We start from the raw sequence: 21197 nt of genomic DNA on the forward strand, positions 1-21197 counted from the left end.
GACGAGGCCCCAGCCTCAGGCGCTATAGCTATGTTCTCGCTGGTCACAGGTGCAATCCTCCATGATCGGAGTTACACCGTTTCTTTTACAGTCCCCCGATAAACGGAGCAGCCCGCACCGTTTTTCGGGTGCGGGCCGTTCTCGGGGGAGGGGGCGGGGTCAGATGCCCAGGTCCTTGATGATCTTGGCTACGTGGCCGGTGGCCTTGACGTTGTAGAGGGCGCGTTCGACCTTGCCCTCCTCGTCGACGATCACCGTGGAGCGGATGACTCCGGTGACGGTCTTGCCGTACAGCTTCTTCTCGCCGAAGGCCCCGTACGCCGTCAGGACCTCCTTCGAGGGGTCGCCGACCAGGGTGACCTTCAGGTGTTCCTGCTCGCGGAACTTCGCGAGCCTCTCCGGCTTGTCGGGGGAGACGCCGATGACGTCGTAGCCGGCGGTGGCCAGGACCGCGAGGTTGTCCGTGAAGTCGCAGGCCTGCTTCGTGCAGCCGGGCGTCAGCGCGGCCGGGTAGAAGTACACGATGACCTTGCGGCCCTTGTGGTCGGCCAGCGAGATCTCGTTGCCGTCCGCGTCGGGCAGGGTGAAGGCGGGGGCGATGTCGCCCGGCTCAAGTCGCTCGCTCATTCTCACAGTCTCCTCGGGAGGGGATCGGTACGGTGTCGAGACTAAGCTGCTGACAGACTGTTCATGGTGGGCTACGCCCGCCAAGGGACCGACCACGACGACGGAGGCAGCGCGGTGCCGGAAGCCAGGACCCCCGCACAGATCGAGGCGGACATCGTCCGCCGCCGCGAGCAGCTCGCCGAGGCGCTCGACGAGATCGGGGTGCGCCTGCACCCCAAGACGATCGTCGGGGACGCCAAGGCGAAGGTGGTCGGCAACGTCGACCACGTCGTCGGCCGCGCGGTGGCGACGGTGAACCGCCTCGTGACCGATGCCGGTGACGGACTGCGTCACGAGGACGGCACCCCGCGCGTCGAGCGGATCGTGCCGGTCGCCCTGCTCGCGGTCGGAGTCGTGGGCCTGCTGGTGATGTCGGCGCGCCGCAAGCGCTGATGACCCTGCGGGGTGCGGTGCGGGTGCGGGCGGGTAGGTTCGCCCCGTGAGCGAGAACACCACCACCCACGACAAGCTGCCCATCCGCATGCTCCACGACCGCGTGCTCGTGAAGTCCGATTCGCCGGAGGGCGAGCGCCGCTCCGGCGGCGGCATCCTGATTCCGGCGACGGCCGCGGTGGGCAAGCGGCTGGCCTGGGCCGAGGTGGTCGCGGTCGGGCAGAACGTACGGACGGTCGAGCCGGGGGACCGGGTGCTCTACGACCCCGAGGAACGCGCCGAGGTGGAGGTGCGCGGGGCGACGTACCTGCTGATGCGGGAGCGGGACCTGCACGCCGTGGCCGCGGAGCGGCTGGAGGGGTCGGAGGACTCCACGGGGCTGTATCTGTAGGGCCCGCGATCTGTAGCCCTGCGCAGAGCTGGGAAGGGCCGAGGGCCGGTGACCATCGTCACCGGCCCTTTTCGTCGGGTTTTGCTACGGTGGGGAGGAACCCCCGACGAGACGCGCCGTACCGGGTGGCTGTCGCGCTGTTGCCGATGGCTGCATGACAAGACGACGCACCCCGTTCCGCTCTCGTCCCGGAGGTGCCTGTCATGGCCTGGGTTCTGCTCATCGTCGCTGGTCTGGTCGAAGTCGCTTGGTCGATCGGCATGAAGTTCACCGATGGATTCACCCGGCTCTGGCCGAGCGTGTTCACGGGCGCCGGCATCGTGACGAGCATGGTGCTGCTGTCGATCGCGGTCAGGACCCTGCCCATCGGCACGGCGTACGGCGTGTGGGTCGGCATCGGTGCGGCCGGTGCGGCGGTGGTCGGGATGGTCGCCATGGGGGAGCCCGTCACCGCCGCCCGGATCTTCTTCATCTGTCTGCTGCTGGCCGCCGTCGTGGGGCTGAAGGCGACCTCCGGTCACTGAGTCACCGGGTCGCTGAGTAGCTGAGTAGCTGAGTCACCGGTTTACCGGGCTACTCCAGTAGGTCCGCCGGTGGGCGCAGGCCCTCGGTCGTGCCGCCCTGGGTGCCCGTGGTGGTGCCGCCTTCGGTCTGGCCTCCTCCGGTGGTCTGGCCACCCGTGTTCTGGCCGCCGGTGGTCTGACCCCCGGTGGTCTGGCCGCCCGTGGTCTGGCCTCCGGTGGTCTGACCGCCGTCCGTCCGGCCGCCGTCGGTCCGGCCTCCGGTGCTCTGGCCGCCGTCCGTCCGGCCTCCGGTGGTCTGGCCGCCCGTCGACGGGGTCCGCGTCGGGCGGCCCGGCCGGCCCGAGGGACGGTCTCCCGGGGTCTCCGCCGGGGACTGGCTCGGGTTCGGGTCCACGGGCGGGGGCTGCGGGGGCCGGTTGGCGCCCGGCATGAGCTCCAGGTCGAAGTCCACGGGGTCGGTGTCCGCCAGGGCCGTCTTCGTGTACTGGGCCCAGATCCGGGCCGGGTAGCCGCCACCGCTGATGCGTGCTTCGCCCAGGGCCCCGTAGAGGGGTTCCAGGGAGCCGGTGTCGGGGTCCTGGCCCATCATCGAGACGACCGTGACCAGGTTCGGGGTGTACGCCGCGAACCAGGCCGAGCGGTCCAGTTCGCCGGTCCCCGTCTTGCCGGCGGCCGGGTGGCCGGCGGCCAGGGCGGCCGTGCCGGTGCCGTTGTCCACGACGCTGACCAGCATGGACGTGGTCGTGTCGGCGGCTTCGCGGCTGACGGCCTGGGCCGGGTCGCGCGGCGGGAGCGGGACGGTGTCCCCGGCCTTGGTGATCTTCTCGACGAAGGTGTGCGGGATGTGGCGGCCGTGCTCGGCGAGGGTCGCGTAGGCCTGGGTCATGTCCAGGACGCTGGCCTGCATCGTGCCCAGCGCCATGGCCGGTCCCGGATCGAAGTTCGGGGTGTTCTCGGGGATGCCGAGGGCGATGGCGGTCTGCTTGACCTTGTCGGTGCCGACGTCGACGACCATCTGGGCGAAGACGGTGTTGACGGAGAGGTCGGTGGCGGTGTTGACGGTGATGTTGCCGTAGCTGACCTGCCCCTCGTTCTCCGGCGCGTAGGGGATGCGGGTGCCGACCACGCGCCGCTTGTTGTCCCCGTTGTAGATGGTGTACGGGGTGATCGTGCGGCCGTCCTGGGTGTGCGAGTCGTTCTGCACGGCGGAGGCGAAGACGAACGGCTTGAAGGTGGAGGCCACTTGGTAGTCGTGCCGGGTGGCGTTGTTGACGTACTGCTTGGTGTAGTCGATGCCCCCGTACAGGGCGACGACCTTGCCGGTGCCCGGGTCGATGGAGACGGCTCCGGTGCGCACGACGCGGTCCGCCTTGCGCTTGTCGGGTTCGAGCTTGCTGACCATCTTGTCGTTGACGGCGTCGACCATGGCGGTCTGGCGGGTCCTGTCGATGGTCGTGGTGATGCGGTAGCCGCCCTCGGCGAGGGTCTTGTCGTCGAGGATCTTGTTCTCGACGATGTAGTCCTTGATGGCCTCGACGAGGTAGCCGCGCTGTCCGGAGAGGCCGGCGGCCGGGCGGACCTTGCCGGGCTCGGGGAACTGGGTGGCGGCGCGTTCGGCGGGCGTCATCCAGCCCTTCTTGACCATGCCGTCGAGCACGTAGTTCCAGCGGGCGAGGGCGCGGCCGCGGCCCTGGGGGTGGGCGATCACGTCGAAGGCGCTGGGGGAGTTGAGGAGGGTGGCGAGGTAAGCGCCCTCGGCGGTGGTGAGCTTGCCGACGTCCTTGCCGTAATAGGCCTGGGAGGCGGCCTGGATGCCGTAGGCGTTGCGGCCGAAGTAGCTGGTGTTCAGGTACCCCTCGAGGATGTAGTTCTTCGACTTCTCGCGACCGAGCTTGATCGCGATGAAGAACTCCTTCACCTTCCGCTTGATGGTCTGTTCCTGGCCCAGGTAGTAGTTCTTGACGTACTGCTGGGTGATGGTCGATCCGGACTGGGTGCCCTTGCCCGTCGCGGTGTTCCACGCGGCGCGCAGCATCGCCGCCGGGTCCACCGCCCGTTCGGAGTGGAAGTCGCGGTCCTCGGCGGCCAGTACGGCCTCCTGGACGGTCAGGGGGATCTGGGAGAGCGGCACGTTGACCCGGTTGACCTCGCCGTCACGGGCGAGCTGGGTGCCGTCGGTGTAGAGGTAGACGTTCGACTGCGCCGTGGCGGCCGCGTTGGCGGGCGGGATGTGGACCAGCAGGTACCCGGCGACGAGGGCGCCGCAGACGAGCAGGGCGCACAGCAGGAACGCGCCCAGCAGCATGCGCCAGGTCGGGAGGAGCCGGCGCCAGCCGGTGCGCTTGCGCTTGGCCTTCTTCGCCGCCTTCGCCCGCTGTCTCTCCGCCTTCTTCGCGCTCTTGGCGTCCATCGAGGCCTGGGCGTTCTTCGCGCCCTGGGCGTCCTTCGCGTTCCCGGCGGGTACCTGCTCTCCGGATGGCGGGGGCGCACCGGCGCCCGGAGCCTGCTGCCCGTCGGGGGTGTCGGGATCGCGAGGCGTCCAGCCGGGCGGTGGTGACGGGTCGCTCATCTCCGGGACTCCTCGGCGCCGTACGAAATATCCACATCTGTACCTCATGCTGTCTACCCGATGGCCGCCGCTTCCGCTCCGGACGGGCGTAATTCGTTCGCGTGGATCGCCCCTCCGCACTAAGCTCGCGCCCTTTGGCCGACGTAGGAACGACGCAGCAACGACCTGGGAAACGGAGGGGCGGGGTGCGCCAGCCGGTGGTGGGACGAGCCGGGCTCTACGGGGCGGTCGCGGCCGGGGGCTTTCGCAGGTACGCCACCTACGGGACCGCCACCGCGGCCGGGGTGTTCACCAACACCGTGTTCGGTTTCATCCTGGCCTACACGTACATCGCGCTCTGGGACGAGCGGCCCGGGCTCGGCGGCTACGACCAGTCCCAAGCCCTCACGTTCATGTGGGTCAGTCAGGCGCTGCTCGCCGCCGGGGCGCTGATCGGCGGCGGCTTCCAGGAGGAGTTCCAGGAACGCGTCCGTACGGGTGACATCGCCGTCGACCTGTACCGGCCGGCCGATCTCCAGACGTGGTGGCTCGCGGGTGATCTGGGCCGGGCGGCGTTTCAACTCCTGGGCCGCGGCGTAGTACCGCTGGTGATCGGCGGGCTCGCCTTCCACCTGGCGCTGCCCACCGCCCCGCTGCGCTGGCTGCTCTTCCTGCTCTCCGTGCTCCTCGGGCTCGTCGTCAGCTTCGCGCTGCGCTACCTGCTGGGGCTGGCGGCCTTCTGGCTGATGGACGGGGCCGGGATCAACATGATGGCCACGGTCGTCTCCATCTTCTGCTCCGGAATGCTGCTGCCGCTGACCGTGTTCCCGGGCGGCTTCGGGGAGTTCGTCCGCGTCCTGCCCTGGGCGGCGATGCTCCAGGTGCCGGTGGACGTCCTGCTCGGCGGGGGCGCGGGGGCCGCGCGTACGGCCGGGGCGCTCGGCTTCCAGGGCGCGTGGGCCGTGGTGCTGCTCGGGCTGGGCCGGCTGGTGCAGTCGGCCGCGACGCGGAAGGTGGTGGTCCAGGGTGGCTGAGCGGATCGCGGAGGGCGGTGTCGGGAGGCCCGTGCCGGCGCATGCGGAGCCGGAGTTCGTCCTCCCGCGGCGCAGCCGGGTCCTGGAAGGACTGCGCGGCTACCGGCTGATCGCCGCGATGTGGATCCGGTCGACGATGACGTACCGCACGTCCTTCTTCCTCTCCACCTTCGGCAATGCGGCGATCACGCTCCTGGACTTCGTCGCGATCATGATCATGTTCTCGCACGTGGACGAGCTGGGCGGTTTCACGCTGCCCGAGATCGCCCTGCTGTACGGGTCCTGCTCGGCCTCCCTGGGCCTGGCCGACCTGCTGCTCGGCAACACCGACCGGATCGGCACGCGGATCCGCGACGGCTCCCTCGACACCATGCTGGTCCGCCCGGTCCCGGTGCTCGCCCAGGTGGCGGCCGACCGCTTCGCGCTGCGCCGGCTCGGGCGGATCGGGCAGGGGCTCGCGGTGCTGGGGTGGGCCGTCTCGGAGCTGGACCAGCTGCACTGGACGGCCGGGAAGGTGCTGATGCTGCCCGTGATGATCACCGCCGGGGCGGCGATCTTCGGCGCCGTGATGGTGGGCGGCGCGGCCTTCCAGTTCCTCGCCGGGGACGCCGCCGAGGTGCAGAACAGTTTCACCTACGGCGGCTGCACCATGCTCCAGTACCCGCCGACCGTCTTCGCGAAGGACCTCCTGCGCGGGGTCACCTTCATCGTGCCGCTCGCCTTCGTCAACTGGCTGCCCGCGCTCTACGTGCTGGGCCGGCCCGATCCGCTGGGGCTGCCGGGGTGGGTGGCGTACGCGAGCCCGCTGGTGGCCTTCGTGGTGTTCCTCCCCGCGTCGCTGGCCTGGCGCGCCGGGGTCCGTTCGTACCGCAGCACGGGGAGCTGAGCAGGCGTGCCGGATGCGCTGATTTCACTGCACGAGGTCGAGAAGGTCTTCGACGTACGGCGCCGGGTGGGCCTGGTGCGCCGGGAGAAACGCCAGGTCAGAGCCGTGGACGGGATCACCTTCGAGGTGGCCCGGGGCGAGATGGTCGGCTACATCGGGCCCAACGGCGCGGGCAAGTCGACCACCATCAAGATGCTGACCGGCATCCTCACCCCGAGCGGCGGCCGGCTGCGGGTCGCCGGCATCGACCCGGCACGGGAGCGGATGCGTCTCGCGCACCGGATCGGCGTGGTCTTCGGGCAGCGCACGACGCTGTGGTGGGACCTTCCGCTGAAGGACTCGTACGCCCTGATGCGGCGGATGTACCGGATCCCGGCGGCGCGGTTCGCGCAGAACATGGAGCGCTGCGTGGACCGGCTCGACCTCGCCGCGCTGCTCGACGTACCCGTACGGCAGCTCTCGCTCGGGCAGCGGATGCGCGGGGACATCGCGGCGGCGCTGCTGCACGACCCCGACGTGCTGTACCTGGACGAGCCGACGATCGGCCTGGACGTGGTGAGCAAGGCGAGCGTACGGGGCTTCCTGCGGCAGCTGAACGAGGAGCTCGGCACCACGGTGCTGCTGACCACGCACGACCTCCAGGACATCGAGCAGCTGTGCGAGCGGGTGATGGTGATTGACCACGGGCGGCTCGTGTACGACGGCTCGCTGGGCGGACTGCACACGGCGGGAGCCGCGGACGGCGCGGCGGCGAGCGAGCGCACGCTGGTGGTGGACCTGGAGCGGGAGCTCCCGCCCATCGAGGTGGCGGGGGCGCGGGTGGTCAAGGTGGAGGGCGCCCGCCAGTGGCTGGCCTTCCCGGCCCGCGCCTCGGCGGCTCCGCTGGTGGCGGCGGTGGCGGCGGAGTACCCCCTGCTGGACCTGTCGGTGCGGGAGCCGGACATCGAGGACGTGATCGCCCGGATGTATGCGGGGCGGGGGTAGGGGTTGGGTCGGCGGGGCCGGGGTCGGTGGGGCCGGGGGTTAAATCAGGGACAACCCTGAGCCCGAGGGGGGTTCGGGGCGTACCGCTCTCCGGGGTGACTGCATACGCTGGTCCGTATGAGTGATGAGCGGCCCGAGAAGCCGTTGCCCGAGAAGGCGCAGTCGGAGACGGCGTTGCACGGAGGACCCGCTCCGGCCCCGGCCCCGCTGCCGGAGCTGCGGGCTTCCGACGCCGACCGGGAGCGGGTTGTGGACCGGCTGCGGGATGCCGTCGCCGAGGGCCGGCTCGACATGGAGGAGTTCGAGGAGCGGCTGGACGCGGCGTACCGGTCCCGTACGTACGCCGAACTCGAACCGCTGACGCGCGATCTGCCCGCGCTCGGCGCGACGGCTCCGATCGCGGCCGCGCCGGTGACCCCGGGGGCTCCGGTCGGGCTGACGAAGGCGGGGCCGGCGGGCTCGGCAGCCGCCTGGCCGGCCCGGATCGTGGGCGGCGGAAGTACGGCGGGCGGTCCTTCCATGGCCGTGGCGGTCATGTCGGGCTTCCAGCGCAAGGGCAACTGGACCGTACCCGCCCGGTTCCACGCGGTGGCGTTCTGGGGCGGCGGTGACATCGACCTGCGCGAGGCGAACTTCGAGCAGCGCGAGGTCGTGATCAACTGCGTCGCCATCATGGGCGGCATCCAGATCACCGTGCCGCCGGGTGTGGAGGTCGACGTACGGGGCATCGGCGTGATGGGCGGCTTCGACCAGCACGTCAGCCCCGGCCCGGTGGAACCGGGGGCTCCGCGGGTGATCGTGACGGGCCTCGCCTTCTGGGGCGGGGTCGACGTGAAGGTGAAACCGCCGAAGCAGCGGGCGGTCCCGAAGCAGAAGCCGCGCAAGGAGCTGTAGGGGCGGCCGGTCGGTCGCAGGGCCGGTCGGTCGGAAGGCCGGTCGGTCGCAGGGCCGGTCAGTCGGTCGGAGGGCCGGTCGGTCGCAGGTGGGCCGCGGTCCACAGACGGGGGACCAGTACGGCGCGCCGGGAACTCCCCGGGCGTCCCGGGAGTCGGATGCTAGGGAGTCGGACGCATTGCGGACGAAACCGTCGCCCGGGGGAAGGCAGGAGCACGTGGAGCAGGGCAGCACGACGGCTACGGCGGAGGAGGCCGCGCCTTCGGCGACCGCCTCGTCGACCGGGGCCGCGGCACGCGGCGGGTTCGTCTTCAGCGAGGCGGACGAGGAGCGCCGGCGCGGCGTCCGCCGGATGAAGCGGACCGCCAGCGGCCTGCTCGCCCTGGTCGCGCTGATCTACGTGGCCGCGAAGTGGGCGGAGCACGCGGGCGCGGGCGGCTGGGCCGGGTACGTCGCGGCCGGCGCCGAGGCGGGCATGGTCGGCGCGCTCGCGGACTGGTTCGCGGTCACCGCCCTGTTCCGGCGGCCGCTCGGCCTGCCCATCCCGCACACCGCGATCATCCCGACGAAGAAGGACCAGCTCGGGGTCTCCCTCGGGGAGTTCGTCGGGGAGAACTTCCTCTCCGCCGACGTGGTGCGCACGAGGCTGCACGCCCTGGGCATCGGCGGCCGGCTCGGCGCCTGGCTGGCCGAGCCCGCACACGCCGACCGGGTCACGGCGGAGCTGGCCACGGCCCTGCGCGGGGCGCTGACGGTCCTGCGGGACTCCGATGTGCAGGCCGTCGTAGGGGAGGCGATCACGCGGCGCGCCGAGACGGCGGAGATCGCGCCGGGGATCGGCAAGACGCTGGAGAAGGTCGTCGCGGACGGCGGCCACCGCCGGGTCGTGGACCTGGTGTGCGCGCGGGCGTACGACTGGCTGGTCACCCACGCCGAATCGGTGGAGGCGGCGGTGCAGGGCGGGGCCCCGGGCTGGACCCCGAGGTTCGTGGACCGCAAGATCGGCGACCGCGTCTACAAGGAACTGCTCCGCTTCGTCCAGGAGATGCGGGACATGCCGGAGCACCCGGCGCGCGGGGCAGTGGACCGTTTCCTCGCGGACTTCGCGGCGGACCTCCAGTCGGACACGGAGACGCGGGCACGCGTGGAGCGCCTGAAGTCGGAGATCCTGCAGCGGGAGGAGATCCAGGACGTGATCGCCTCCACCTGGACGGCGGTCCGCTCGATGATCATCTCGGCTGCGGAGGACGAGCAGAGCGCGCTGCGCCTGCGGGTCCGCTCCTCGCTGATGTCCCTGGGCGCCCGGCTGGCCACGGACGGCCGGCTCCAGGCCAAGGTGGAGGGCTGGATCGAGGGCGCGCTGGTCTACGTGGTCACCACGTACCGCGCGGAGATCACCTCCCTCATCACGGACACGGTGGCCGGCTGGGACGCGGAACACACCTCGCGCAAGATCGAGGCCCACATCGGCCGCGACCTCCAGTTCATCCGCATCAACGGCACGGTGGTCGGCGCCCTTGCGGGCCTCCTGATCTACACGGTGTCGCGCGCGCTGGGCGCGTAGCGGGGCGGGCTCTGCGGCTCGGCCGTACTCGGGGCGGTGCTGGGGGCGGTACTACGGCTCGTGCTCGTGGCGTCGACGCGCGAGATGGACGGTGATGTCGGCGGCGATCTCGACCCGCGCCGGCAGGACCTGCGCGATCCGGCGGAACACCCGTTCCCTCACCACGGGCGGCAGGACGAGATAGGCCGAGACGGTGGACAGGTGGCCGAGGTACTCGCCGGCGCTCATCGTCAGGCGGCGGCCGATCACCACCTGCCGGACATCGGTGAACAGGGCGGACTGCCGGAGCTCCGTACCCGGCCACTGCATGTCGTGGCCGGGCGGCGTCCCGTCCGGGGAGGGAACCTCGTCGCTCTCCAGGAACGGAGCCCGTGCCGTGCGTACGGCTTCCTCGACGGCGGGATCGGCCGGCTGGACCGGTCCGCCGCACGAGGCGAAGACGCCCCCGGGCTCCAGGAGGGAGGCCACCCGCGCCCACCGGCCCGCCGGTCTCGTCCAGTGCAGCGCGGCCGCCGCGTAGACCAGCGCGTACTCCCGTCCGTGCTCCCGGACGTACTCCTGTCCGTACCCCTGCCCGTCCCCCCCGGCCCGGGCGCAGGTCCTCGAAGGCCGCCTGCACCGTCCTCACGTTCGCCGGGACCTGCTTGCGCAGCTCGGCGAGCATCGCCGCGTCGGGCTCGGTCGCGGTGACCGCCACACCCCGCCGGGCGAACAGGCGGGTCGCCTTGCCCGTCCCGGCACCGATTTCGAGGGCGGTCTCCACCGGGCGGCCCGCGTACTCCCGCACCAGGTCGAAGAGTTCCGCGGGATACCCCGGCCGGAACCGCTCGTAGGCTTCCGCCATCGCTCCGAAGCTCAGCGCGCGCTCAGGCATACCGGCGATCCTGGCACGAATCCGGGGCGGCCCCTGCCGCCAGGGGAGTCAGCCCCTGCCGCCCGCCGGGGGCGTCAGCCCCGGTCGGCGACGGCCCAGGACGCGGCGGCGACCACGCCCGCGGCGCCGATGACCGCCGGCCAGGCGCCGACCTTCTTCGCCAGCGGGTGCGCACCGGCGAACCCGGCGAGGTACAGCGCGCCGAGCCCGGCCGCCGCGGGGGCGCCCCCGCGCTTGTGCCACTCCCGCCCGGCGACGATGCCCGCGGCGCCGAGCACGACACCGCCGAGCGGCCGCTTCTTGGTCCACCGTGCGACGGCGTACCCCCCGACCAGACCGGCGGCCGCCACTGCAGAGCTCGGAACCCGTGCCATGCTGTCCAACTCCCTCACATCATCGGTTCATCGGTTCATCCGCGCACACCCATTCGCCCCCGAGGCTAACTCGACCCCTTGACCACCCGTCGGGCCCCCACCGCGCCCAACACCAGTACGGCCCCGCCGATCACCGGATCCGGCACCGCGTCCCGTACCCCGCGCGGCAGCACCGCCACCACTCCCAACACGAGCAGGAACGCGAGCCCGGCCCCGCCGGCGGCCCGAAGCAGTCTGTCCACGCGCTGCTCAACGCGGCCGCCCGGCCGCCCGACACGGACCGCGCCGAGGGGATTTGTCGCACACTCGCCGGATCCGCGCGATGTCTGTTCAGGGAACCCGATGGGCATAAATTCAATCTCCCACCCAAAGGGGCAAACCACCTCCGCCCCTCCCTCCCCACCCACCCACATCAGGAGCCAGGACACCGTGATCTGCTACGGACAGGCCGTCCTCGACCTCGCGGACGAACTGGTCGACGCCTACGCCGACGTCTTCTCCGCCCCGCCGTGGAACGAAGACGAAGAAACCATTCGCCAGTTCGCCGCCCGCCTGCCGGCCGACGCCCGGCGCCGTGGTTTCCGTACGGCCTTCATCCAGTCCGCCACCGGCATCGACGGCTTCGCGACGGGCTGGGTCACCCCGGTGGCCTTCCCGAAGAACCGCGCGTACGCGCAGGTCGCCGCGCAGCTCGGCTCGGCCCGGGTGAAGGAGCTCCTCACCGGGGCACTGGAGATAGACGAACTGGCGGTACGCCCCTACGCGCGCGGCCGCGGCGCCGCCCGGGACCTCCTCACGGAGATCACCACCGACGCCCCGGACCGCCGCGCCTGGCTGCTGACCAGCCGCCTGGCCAAGAACACGGTGGCCACGTACCGCCGCCTGGGCTGGCACGAGGTCACCCCCCTCCCCGGCACGGAGACGGGCGTCATCGTCTTCCTCTCCCCGGACCACCCGAACCGGGCGGCCTGACGGGGCGGCCCGTCCGGGCCCCCGGACGCCCCGGCCTGCCGGGATCGGCGCGGGCACCCGTACGCCGCCCGATGCGACCCGCCGCAGCCCTGCCCGTCCGCGGCCCCGGACGCCCCGGCCTGCCGGGATCGGCGCGGGCACCCGTACGCCGCCCGCTGCGGCCTGCCCAACCCCCGGCCCGCCCGGAGCGAAACCGGCATCCGGCGGCTGCCCATAGGGAGCCGCCCCGCCCTCTGCGGGGCGCCATCCGGGAAACGGCACCGCCATCGGGTCGCGGCCCGCCGAGAGCCGCCCCGTGCTCCCCAGAGCGCCATCCGGAACGGCGCCGACATCCGCCCGCGGCCCGCTGGGAGCTGTCCCGGCTCTGCGTGGCCCGCCCCGGAATGGCATCGGCGTCCGGCCCCCGTCCGCCGGGATCTGTCCCCGTCCTCTGCGGGCCCCCGCCCCGTACAGCATCGGCATCGGCCAGCGGCCCAACGAGAGCTGCCCCGCCCTGCATGAGCTGCCCCGTCCTCCACGAGCCGTTGCCGGTCCTACGCAGAGTGCGTCCCGAACTGCATCGGGCCGCGGCCCGCTGGGAGTCGCCCCTCTCCTCCGAAGAGCGCCCGTGCCCATCCGGAGAGGGGATGCACGCCGCCATTCCTCGGCCTACCGGCCCGGCGGACCGGAGAGGCGAGTTCCTCGACCGCGTTCCCCCAGCGGGACCGGGCCCGGTAGCCATGCCATGCCACGTGATGCCGTGTCATGCCATGCGACGCGTCACTGAACGGCTCGGCACACGCACCCCCAGGCGCCCGGCCGGCAGCTTCGAAAGATCCTCCGGCGAGGCGTCCGATCCACTCGAGCGGGGCATACCGGGCGCATGAACCCCACCACACGCCCCACCCACCCCACCCACACGGCAACGGCCACGCACCCGGCACACCCTCCACGCTCCGTGCCCGCCTCCCGGTCGGGGCCGCCTGCCTGGTCCACCGCCAATCCCGTGCCCGCCTCCCGGTCGGGGCCACCCTCCCGGTCCACCGCCAATCCCGTGCCCGCCTCCCGGTCGGGCCCACCCTCCCGGCCCACCCCCAATCCCGCGCCCGCCTCCACCCCCAAATCCACCTTCACCCCCACGCCTAAACCCATCCCCACATCCACCCCCACCTCCGCTCCCACCCCCAAACCCACGCCCGCCTCCACCGCCCGCCGCCAGCTCAACCTGGCCACGCGCCACCAACTCACCACCACCGCCGGCATCCCACCCGGCACGATTACCTCCCGCACCCGCCCCGGCGGGCCCTGGCAGCGCCTGCTGCCGCGGGTCTACCTCCTCCAGACCGGCCCCCCGGACCAGCGCCAGCGCGCCCTCGCCGCCGTCCTCTACGCCGCCGAGCCCGGCTCCGACCCGCTCTCCGGCGACACCGCCGCCCTCACCGGGGGCGCGGCCCTCGCGCTGCTCGGGATCCGCGAAGCCCCGTACGAGCCGGCCGACGTCCTGATCCGCGCCCCGCGCAAGCTCACCGGCGCACCGCAGGTGCGGCCCTTCCCGACGACCCGCTGGCCCCGCACCATCACCGTGTCCGGCATCCCGAGCACCCGCCCGGTGCGCGCGGCCGCCGACTTCGCGGCCCGGACCGGGGAGCCGGCGCACCGGATCCGCTCGGTCCTCGCGCAGGTCGTCCAGTCCGGCTGGTGCCACCCTCAGGACCTGCACGCCGAACTCCGTGCCGCCCGCCTCCTGACCCGACCCGCGATCCGCGCCGCGGCCGCGGAACTCCTCGCCGGCGTCCGCTCGGTCGCCGAGGCCCAGGCCCGCGACACCCTCTCGGCCACGGACCTCCCGACCCCCCTGTGGAACGCCCGCCTCCACACCCCGGACGGCACGTTCCTGGCGAGCCCGGACGCCTACTGGCCCGACGAGGGCGTGGCCCTGGAGATCGACTCGGCGGAGTACCACTACACCCGCGACTCCTGGCACGCCACCCTCCACCGCCGCCTCCGCCTGGAGTCCCACGGCATCCTGGTGGTCAGCGCCACCCCCTCGATGATGCGAGACAACCCCGGCGGAGGTCATCGCAGCCCTCCGCACCCTCCTCACCCTGACCACCACCCGCCCCACCCCACCCACAGCCCTGGCCCGCGGCCACGTTCAACTGGAGCTTCCCGTGGCGTGACAATGACGAGGTGGAAGCCCTTGAGAGCACGCCAGGCGACCGTGCTCGTATGAGCCGGCAGAAGAGCAAGGACACCGGGATCGAAATGGCCCTGCGGCGGGCCTTGCACGCGGCGGGCTTGCGCTATCGAGTCCATCGTCGGCCGGCGAGGGGAGTGCGACGCGAAGCCGACATCGTGTTCGGGCCCACGAAGGTCGCCGTCTTCGTCGACGGGTGCTTCTGGCACGGATGTCCCGATCACGCGACGTGGCCCCGACGAAATGCCGAGTTCTGGCGGTCCAAGATCGAGGGCAACCGGGCGCGCGACCGTGACACCGACGCACGCCTCGCCGAGTCCGGCTGGCTCTCACTCCGAGTGTGGGAACACGAGAGTCCGGATGAAGCCGCCGTCCGCATTGCACGAGCAGTCGAGGAACGGCGTGTCGCCCGCGCGTCCGCCGGGCGGTGACGGGCTGCCGCGACCCCTGGGTGAGCCCACACCGTCACCGCTATTTGACATCGCCTGACTCGTCAAAACTCCGCTGTTAGGGTGATCGTGACCCACACAATTGCGACCCTGACCAGCGGAGGAAGACGCATGGAGCAGCCGGGCGAGGAGTTCGGTCCGTGGCTCTCGCGTCAGTTGAGCCGCATGGACATGACGCAATCCGATCTTGGTGATCGGCTGGGGCTGACTCGGGCGGTGCTCTCCGCGTGGGTCAATGGACGGGGCGGGCCGCGAGACGAGACCAAGCGCGCTCTCGCCGAGTTGTTCGGCATCGATGCCGCGTCGGTGCCCAGCCGAACCACCGCTGTCTCACCTGAACACCCCCGACGCTGGCACCATCGTCCGGCCCACGCCGACGGAGGCCGTGAATACGGGAACGCCGCAACCTTCGCCTTCGATGCAGACATGTCGGTGCTGGCCCGGGAAGCGACCCAGAACTCTCTCGACGAGCGCCACGACCCGAGTGCTCCCGTGCGCATGCACTACACCCTGCACGAACTGAGCGGAGAGTTCCTGACGGACTTCCTCGCTGCTCTGCGCTGGGAGGATCTGCGACCGCACTACGACCAAGCGGCGTCGGCCGAGCAGAAGGTCTCGAGGAGTCTGCGGGCGGCACTGGACGATCTGGAGACGCGGAAATCCCTTCTCCTGCTCCGCGTCGACGACTACAACGCCAACGGCCTCACCGGCCCCGAGTATCAGGACGGGCGCTTCGCCGCCGTGGTCAGGCGTCAGCTCGACAGCCACAAGGAGGCCGGTGGTCGGGCGGGCGGGTCGTACGGGCTGGGGAAGGCCACGCTGTGGGCCGCGAGTCGCTTCGGCCTCGTGTTGATCAACTCCACCCTCTCCGAGCCGTATGAAGGGCGTACGGAGCGACGTGTCATCGGACGGTTGGATCTGCCTTGGAGGCAGGTGGGAGGTGAGGCGTTCGCGGGCCCGGCGTGGTTCGGCGAGCCCGACTCCGAACCTGCCCACAAGGACGTGTCGCGCTCCTGGTGGGCGAGCGGGGACGTGGTCCGCAGCCTCCATCTCGAAAGGAGGGACGAGGCTCCTGGCACGTCCTTCCTCGTGGTGGGCGCGCATGATGCCTCGGGAGACGCGGAAGAGCTTCAGGACCTCCACGAGAAGTTGGTCCGCTCACTTGCCGACGGGTTCTGGGCAGCCATGATCGGAGGACGGGACGCGGGCCCGCTGTTGGACGTCCGGGTGAGCGCCCTGCGCAACGGCCACGTGGTCATCGGGGAAGAACGAGTCGACCCGCATTCCCGACATCCGGCCCTGTGCCGAGCGTTGCAGTGCCACCTCGACGGCAGGGTGGTGGATGTGCTCACATCAGCCGAACAGGTGGCCCGTGTGGAGGTCCCGCTGATCGTGACGCCCCGAAAGGGCCAAGGGCGGGCGCGTGACAAGGGCAGGGAGCACCGCGCGGTCCTGTTGCTCACGCCGGCGGCCGATACGGATGAGAAGCACAGCCGTGTCGTCTGCATGCGTGGCAACCGCATGACCATCACGGAACACAGGCCGCGCGAGTTGCCACTCGGCACCACGCCGTTCCAGGCGGTCCTCCTCGCCGGGTACGCGACGGATCGCATGGGTGAGGACGTGGACCTTGCCGAGGCGTTCCTGCGGGCTTCCGAGCCGCCCGAGCACGACCGTTGGGACCGTACCGAGGAACTGACGTCCCTCTACGAGCGTGGCGCCGTCAGCCGTCTCAAGGAGTTTCGCGGTGACGTGGACAAGGCGGTACGCGGCCTCGTGGGGAGGCGGGACGTCAACCGAGCCCGAGGCCCTGCGGTGTTGAGGGACCTCCTGAAGTTGGGCGTGCCGGCAGCGGCGCAACGGAGGACGCAGAGCTTTCCCGTGGTCCAGAGCGTCGATGCGCGCGTCGACGATGCCGGAGCTTGGAACATGACCGTGGAGATCAAGCTGCCTGATGCGGAAGACCCCTGGCTGCTGACGCCGGTGGCGAAGTTCGACGTGCGCTCCGGTGGCAGACCTGTGGTCGATTGGGCCGAGCTCGTCGCGTCCGTCGACTGTCGTGTGGAGGCGGGCGATCTGGTGGTCGACCCAGGGGTGCGCACCGCCGTGTTCCATGGTGTGACCGATCCGCGCACCCACCCGGTGCACGGCGGGTTCGCCCGTCTCGTGGTGGAGGTCCAGAAGGCGCGCGGGGGTGTGAATTGACCGCGGTGTTTCCTTACCCGACGATCTTCGGAGACATCGATCTGAAGGTCGTTTCCGTCTCCGTCGACGGCACGGAGCTTCCATACGCCATGATTTCCGCTGCGGACCGGGCAGTGGCCCTGCACCGGTCCGGGCGGGACGAATGGGACCGTGCCAGGCTCCGGGTCGTCGTCACGGCTCCGAACGAGGAACTCCTCTCGGGGCCGTGGTCGGATGTCGCCTTTCTCGCGGTCCTCTCGGAGAAGGCCACCAATACGCGCTCCGCGACGGTTCTTCTGCGGGGCGCGGACGGGACGATGCAGGGAACGATCGAGCTGGACAGGGCGTGCCACGTCAGCCGTGCGACGCTGAGCGTCCTCGTGGTCGCGACCGTCGGCGGCGTTCCGGGCCGTCTGGTCGGTGTCTCAACGGAGGACTGGGCCGTCGACCTCAAGGCTTCCGTGCCTGTCCGGCAGCGTGAGATCGACATCGTCGAGGTGGACTTCAAGGAAGGCCCGCACGAGTGGCTGCGGCCGTACAAGGAATCCGCGTGGATCGTCGAGACCGCGGGGGAGATCCCCACCGTCTACCTCAACACGGGCGCCGTGGAAGGACTGATCGAGGCGCTCGCCGGCACCGGGGGAAATACCGCGGTGAGGACCCTGCGTGAGCTCAGCGCGAGTCAGATCGCGCAGGATGCCTGGACGGCGATGTTCCACACCGCGATCAGCGACCTGGACGTCGACGAGGACGGGACCCCGCTGATGCCCACCGGTTGGCGAGAGGCGGTTCTCCGCGTGATGCTTCCCGACGTGCTGCCCGGCCGGCAACTCACCGACGCCCTGTACGAACTCACCGAACGGCGTACGAAGGGACACGGCTGGGCGGAGGTCCAGACGGGTGTGCAGTTCGCTGCGGGACGCCGCAGTCGCACGACGCGGAATCTGACCAACGCGGTGCGCTCGGTGCACGGCGAGGAAGGGACGGGTGTCTCCAGGTGAGAGGCGTGAACCGTGAGGATCTTCCCCTGACACTGGGTCTCCTGTCCGATGCTGCGGTGGCCAAGCATCTGAGCCGCGCGGTGCAGACCGGCCAGGCCACACCGCCGCAGATTGCCCTGCGCAAAGCATCCGAGGAACTTGCGCGTGCCTCTCGCTGGCGTACGGCGCCGGTACGTGACCTCGTGGAGCAGGCGATGATCCGACACGAAGGCAACCGGGCAGCGGCGGACGGGTGGTTGGCCCCGCGCCTGCACGCGACGCTGCGCATGACACGTGCCGAGGCCGCGGACAACCGGCTGTGGAACCACCTGGCCATGGTCGTGGCACCGGATTACGTCGCTTGGCGGCATCGCCGGTCGGACACCGACGCGGGGCAGGGCGCGGCGACCGTCACCCGTTTCTCGGGCCCGCACTACACGCAGGCCTTCTCGCGGCTGTGGTGGGTGGCCGAGCTCTTTCGGGACGGATCGGACTACCGTCCGGTCGAGGTCGCCTGCCGCCTGCAGGACGTGCTCCAGACGACCATGCGCCTCGACGTCATCGATCACCGTCCGACGGCACAGGCGATCTTGAAGATTCTCGGCAGGCGGCTGGCTGCGGGGGAGCGGCGTATGGCGGATCAGGTCAATGCTCTGTCGGCTGCGGTGAACGCGGCCGGCAGTACATTGGTCTACGAGGTGCTCGCTCCCGACGGAGGACCGGAGATCGATGCCCTTCGCGACTGGATCGACGAGTCGGAGCACGCAGCAGCGGTCCCTTGGGAGCGGCTGCCGGAGGGCCCCGAGGACGGAACGGTGCGGCAGGCCTCTGTCGATGCGTTGGTTCCGATCTTCGACCGGCTCCTGGCCGAGGCCCCATTGCGCGACAGGGGGACGAGGAAGAAGAGCCTCGCGGAGCCCGTCTCGGCCGGCGTGAGCCTCGCCAAGCCATCGGACCGTGCGTGAGAACGCCGGTACCGGCGTTTCACATGCGCGGTGCCAGGTAGGTGTGGATGGCCTCGGCCAGGGTCGAGCCGAGGCCGACGGGTACGGCATTGCCGATCTGGCGGGCGATCTGAACCTTCGTCCCGAACCACTTGAATTTCGGCGGGAATCCTTGAATGAGGGCCGCCTCGTAGTGGGTGATGGGGCGATCCGCCGTGGGGTGGAGATAGCGCCCCTTTTCCGGCTTGTAGAACTCCGTGCGAATGGTGACGGAGGGCGTGTGCATCCGCAGACGCCCCATCACGTCACCTGACCCGGAATTGTGATTGTCCCAGCTCGGCGTCGAAAGATAGGTCTCTTCTCCCTCGAGTTCGGCGTACCCGGCATCCGTGGAGAGGTGGATATCGCCTGCCGTATCCATGCGGTAGAAAATTCCGCGCAGGTCGTTCCGGTTTCCGTTCTTCTTGATCGCCATATACCTCGCGCGGGACAGGCTCTCGGGGTTGCGGCGGAAATGGAGATCCGTGGTGAGGTAGTGCCCGGGCACGCCGTCGACGAGCGCCTTCCCCCCGCCCCGAGGTCCGGGCATCTCCTCTAGGAGGGGGCGCTTGGCGGACGTACCGAAAACCTTCGAAACGGGTTCCCAGCGAGGCCTGAACGCAGACCTTTCGAAGAGCGATTCCTGTGCGGGATCGGCATCGATCACCGGCCCGTTCTTCGTGTGCGTCGGCTCGGGGTGCCGGAGCGGGGCCCCGAAATCCTTGTGCGTGCAGATCACGATCACGCGGCGGCGAGCCTGCGGGACCCCGTAGTCGGCAGCGTTCATCATCGCCGGCACCACGGTGTAGTCGTACAGGGGGTGCCCCGGCGTTTCGGAGGCCGTTCGGAGGTCGTCGAACTGGGGAGACCTCAGGAAGCGGTCGACGTTCTCGATCACGAACAGTTTGGGGTGGACCTTGGCCACCACCTTGACGTACTCCTGCCACAACTCGTTTCGGGGGTCGTCCGGGTTCTGCTTGCCGAGCCCGGAGAAGCCCTGACACGGAGGCCCGCCCATGATCACGTCGACCTGGCCCTTGTAGGGGGTTGCGTCGAAGTGCGCGATGTCATCCGGGTATACGTGTGAATCACCGAAGTTGGCCGCGTAGGTGGAGGCCGCCGCTGGGTCGAACTCCACTGCCGCGACCGACCTGAAGGGGCTCACACCGCTCGGCTTGTATCCGGCGAAACCAGCGGAAAAGCCACCAGCCCCGGCAAATAGGTCCATGACCCGGATCTCTCCGGGCTGAGACGACTGGGGCTGGTTCTTGCTCATGAGGGTCAAGTGTAGTCACCGGTGTCGGTCGTATTGCAGGGGTTCGATGATGGTCAGGCGCGCAGCGCGGAGGCGATGGCGGTACCGAGGGCGCGGCCCACGGGAGGCGGTGAAGCATGGCCGATCTGGCGATATCGAGCCGTCTTGCGACCGGCGATGCGCCACTCGGGTGGGAATCCCTGCAACAGGGCGGCTTGGTCGACGGTCAACGGCATCATTCCGCGTCGGCCGAGCGCCGGATCCCAGCGGAAAGCCTCGTCGGGTACGTCATCGGCGACGGTCCCTCCGTCAACGCCCATGCGGGCCCAGGCGCCCTTGGACCCCGTAGGACCCAAATCGGCTCCTCCCCGAGCCCAGGACCCGCCCACAAGGGTCGGGGCCGGATCGACGGCCTGCGCCGCCCATCGCGCGGCATCGGGCCAGCCCCGCCGGGCCATCGATTCGACCAGGGCCTCGCCCACCGAGAGGTGTCTGTTCACGGTCGCGAGCGGTTCGACGAACGCGTCGAGACCATCGCCTTTGAACGCGACCAGGATGCCCTGACGTCGCATCTGGGGCACCCCGTAGTCGGCGGCGTTGATCACGAGCCACCTGTGCCGATAGCCGAGGTGGGAGAGTTCCGCGGCCACATAGTCGCGGATCGCCTCGTAGGCCGGCTTGGTTGCCAGGTCGGGCACGTTCTCGACGAGCAGGGCCTTCGGCTGCACTCCGTGCATGAGCATCATGGTGGCGCGCAGCAGTTCGAGCTCGACGTCGCTGTTACGTCGACCGGCAGTGGCCGTGGCCTTCACGCGGGGCAGACCCGCGGACAGTAGGTCGACGTCGTACGTCTGCTGGTGCTCGCAGGGGTCGAAGCCCAGGAGGTCCGTCTCCAGAACCTTCCAGTGAGGCCGGTTCCACCTGAGCGTCTCGACGGCCACGTCCCGATTGTCGAGAAGCAGCGCAGGGTCAAACCCCGCCTGCTCCAGGCCCAGCGCGAGACCGCCGGCGCCCGAGCAGACGTCCACGGATCGCATCCGTTCCACGACCGTCACGCGTACCGCCC

Annotated in this window: 21 protein-coding genes and 1 pseudogene; 14 read left to right on the forward strand and 8 right to left on the reverse strand. The window is 70.6% G+C overall.

What is annotated here, in order from left to right:
• Nucleotides 1-159: 159 nt before the first annotated feature.
• A complete protein-coding gene (gene bcp, locus ACIA8F_RS16915) occupies nucleotides 160-627 on the reverse strand; it encodes a thioredoxin-dependent thiol peroxidase (protein WP_399379501.1) in 468 nt (155 codons plus the stop codon).
• Between the two features lie 63 nt (nucleotides 628-690).
• Between bcp and ACIA8F_RS16920 the strand changes: the two genes are divergently transcribed.
• From ACIA8F_RS16920 to ACIA8F_RS16930, 3 genes are all read left to right on the forward strand, one after another.
• Nucleotides 691-1059, forward strand: coding sequence for a DUF3618 domain-containing protein (locus tag ACIA8F_RS16920; RefSeq protein ID WP_399379503.1), 369 nt, complete (start codon nucleotides 691-693; stop codon nucleotides 1057-1059).
• Between the two features lie 46 nt (nucleotides 1060-1105).
• Nucleotides 1106-1450: a co-chaperone GroES gene (locus ACIA8F_RS16925; RefSeq protein ID WP_243337241.1), complete on the forward strand. Its 345-nt coding sequence runs from the start codon at nucleotides 1106-1108 to the stop codon at nucleotides 1448-1450.
• Nucleotides 1451-1653: 203 nt separating this feature from the next.
• Nucleotides 1654-1974 carry a DMT family transporter gene (locus ACIA8F_RS16930; RefSeq protein WP_399379505.1) on the forward strand — a complete coding sequence of 107 codons (321 nt, stop codon included), beginning with the start codon at nucleotides 1654-1656 and terminating at the stop codon, nucleotides 1972-1974.
• A 49-nt stretch (nucleotides 1975-2023) separates the two neighbouring features.
• Here the strand turns inward: ACIA8F_RS16930 and ACIA8F_RS16935 are convergent, their stop codons facing one another.
• Complete coding sequence (locus tag ACIA8F_RS16935) at nucleotides 2024-4543, reverse strand: transglycosylase domain-containing protein (RefSeq protein WP_399379507.1); 2520 nt, start codon at nucleotides 4541-4543, stop codon at nucleotides 2024-2026.
• Nucleotides 4544-4728: 185 nt separating this feature from the next.
• Between ACIA8F_RS16935 and ACIA8F_RS16940 the strand changes: the two genes are divergently transcribed.
• The 5 genes from ACIA8F_RS16940 to ACIA8F_RS16960 all read left to right on the forward strand — a co-directional run bounded on the left by ACIA8F_RS16940 (nucleotide 4729) and on the right by ACIA8F_RS16960 (nucleotide 9884).
• Entirely contained in the window at nucleotides 4729-5556 is an 828-nt protein-coding gene (locus tag ACIA8F_RS16940; RefSeq protein ID WP_399379509.1) for an ABC transporter permease, read from the forward strand.
• Nucleotides 5549-6442: an ABC transporter permease gene (locus ACIA8F_RS16945; RefSeq protein WP_399379511.1), complete on the forward strand. Its 894-nt coding sequence runs from the start codon at nucleotides 5549-5551 to the stop codon at nucleotides 6440-6442. Before ACIA8F_RS16940 ends, ACIA8F_RS16945 begins: the two co-directional genes overlap by 8 nt.
• Nucleotides 6443-6448: 6 nt before the next feature.
• Nucleotides 6449-7426 (forward strand): ATP-binding cassette domain-containing protein, encoded by a 978-nt coding sequence (locus ACIA8F_RS16950; RefSeq protein WP_399379513.1) that lies wholly within the window; start codon nucleotides 6449-6451, stop codon nucleotides 7424-7426.
• A gap of 117 nt (nucleotides 7427-7543) precedes the next feature.
• Nucleotides 7544-8320, forward strand: coding sequence for a DUF1707 domain-containing protein (locus ACIA8F_RS16955; protein WP_399379514.1), 777 nt, complete (start codon nucleotides 7544-7546; stop codon nucleotides 8318-8320).
• A 217-nt stretch (nucleotides 8321-8537) separates the two neighbouring features.
• Entirely contained in the window at nucleotides 8538-9884 is a 1347-nt protein-coding gene (locus ACIA8F_RS16960) for a DUF445 domain-containing protein (RefSeq protein ID WP_399379516.1), read from the forward strand.
• A 51-nt stretch (nucleotides 9885-9935) separates the two neighbouring features.
• Here the strand turns inward: ACIA8F_RS16960 and ACIA8F_RS16965 are convergent, their stop codons facing one another.
• From ACIA8F_RS16965 to ACIA8F_RS16980, 4 genes and pseudogenes are all read right to left on the reverse strand, one after another.
• On the reverse strand, nucleotides 9936-10352 hold the full coding sequence (locus ACIA8F_RS16965; protein WP_399379517.1) for a hypothetical protein: 417 nt from the start codon (nucleotides 10350-10352) through the stop codon (nucleotides 9936-9938).
• 184 nt (nucleotides 10353-10536) lie between these two features.
• Nucleotides 10537-10758, reverse strand: a pseudogene (locus tag ACIA8F_RS16970) (class I SAM-dependent methyltransferase); the annotation flags it as partial.
• A 74-nt stretch (nucleotides 10759-10832) separates the two neighbouring features.
• Nucleotides 10833-11132: a hypothetical protein gene (locus ACIA8F_RS16975; RefSeq protein WP_375949072.1), complete on the reverse strand. Its 300-nt coding sequence runs from the start codon at nucleotides 11130-11132 to the stop codon at nucleotides 10833-10835.
• Between the two features lie 65 nt (nucleotides 11133-11197).
• Entirely contained in the window at nucleotides 11198-11374 is a 177-nt protein-coding gene (locus ACIA8F_RS16980) for a hypothetical protein (RefSeq protein WP_399379519.1), read from the reverse strand.
• Nucleotides 11375-11561: 187 nt separating this feature from the next.
• Here ACIA8F_RS16980 and ACIA8F_RS16985 point away from each other — a divergent pair, with 187 nt between their 5' ends.
• The 6 genes from ACIA8F_RS16985 to ACIA8F_RS17010 all read left to right on the forward strand — a co-directional run bounded on the left by ACIA8F_RS16985 (nucleotide 11562) and on the right by ACIA8F_RS17010 (nucleotide 18858).
• Nucleotides 11562-12104 carry a GNAT family N-acetyltransferase gene (locus ACIA8F_RS16985; protein ID WP_383948625.1) on the forward strand — a complete coding sequence of 181 codons (543 nt, stop codon included), beginning with the start codon at nucleotides 11562-11564 and terminating at the stop codon, nucleotides 12102-12104.
• Between the two features lie 1033 nt (nucleotides 12105-13137).
• Nucleotides 13138-14316, forward strand: coding sequence for a hypothetical protein (locus tag ACIA8F_RS16990; protein ID WP_399379521.1), 1179 nt, complete (start codon nucleotides 13138-13140; stop codon nucleotides 14314-14316).
• A complete protein-coding gene (locus ACIA8F_RS16995; protein ID WP_399379523.1) occupies nucleotides 14313-14711 on the forward strand; it encodes a very short patch repair endonuclease in 399 nt (132 codons plus the stop codon). Before ACIA8F_RS16990 ends, ACIA8F_RS16995 begins: the two co-directional genes overlap by 4 nt.
• 129 nt (nucleotides 14712-14840) lie before the next feature.
• Entirely contained in the window at nucleotides 14841-16934 is a 2094-nt protein-coding gene (locus ACIA8F_RS17000) for a helix-turn-helix domain-containing protein (RefSeq protein WP_399379524.1), read from the forward strand.
• Nucleotides 16931-17914 carry a hypothetical protein gene (locus ACIA8F_RS17005; protein WP_399379526.1) on the forward strand — a complete coding sequence of 328 codons (984 nt, stop codon included), beginning with the start codon at nucleotides 16931-16933 and terminating at the stop codon, nucleotides 17912-17914. The genes ACIA8F_RS17000 and ACIA8F_RS17005 overlap by 4 nt, the downstream gene beginning before the upstream one ends.
• A gap of 5 nt (nucleotides 17915-17919) precedes the next feature.
• Nucleotides 17920-18858 carry a DUF6339 family protein gene (locus tag ACIA8F_RS17010; RefSeq protein WP_399379528.1) on the forward strand — a complete coding sequence of 313 codons (939 nt, stop codon included), beginning with the start codon at nucleotides 17920-17922 and terminating at the stop codon, nucleotides 18856-18858.
• Nucleotides 18859-18877: 19 nt separating this feature from the next.
• Here ACIA8F_RS17010 and ACIA8F_RS17015 read toward each other — a convergent pair whose 3' ends face one another.
• Together ACIA8F_RS17015 and ACIA8F_RS17020 are read right to left on the reverse strand one after the other, a co-directional pair.
• Entirely contained in the window at nucleotides 18878-20152 is a 1275-nt protein-coding gene (locus tag ACIA8F_RS17015) for a DNA cytosine methyltransferase (protein ID WP_399379530.1), read from the reverse strand.
• Nucleotides 20153-20205: 53 nt separating this feature from the next.
• The gene (locus ACIA8F_RS17020; protein WP_399379774.1) at nucleotides 20206-21168 is read right to left on the reverse strand and encodes a DNA cytosine methyltransferase; all 963 of its coding nucleotides are present in this window, start codon (nucleotides 21166-21168) and stop codon (nucleotides 20206-20208) included.
• Nucleotides 21169-21197: the final 29 nt, after the last annotated feature.

Origin of the sequence: Streptomyces sp. NPDC051563 (genome assembly GCF_044454225.1) — a bacterium.
In the GTDB taxonomy this organism is placed as follows: domain Bacteria; phylum Actinomycetota; class Actinomycetes; order Streptomycetales; family Streptomycetaceae; genus Streptomyces.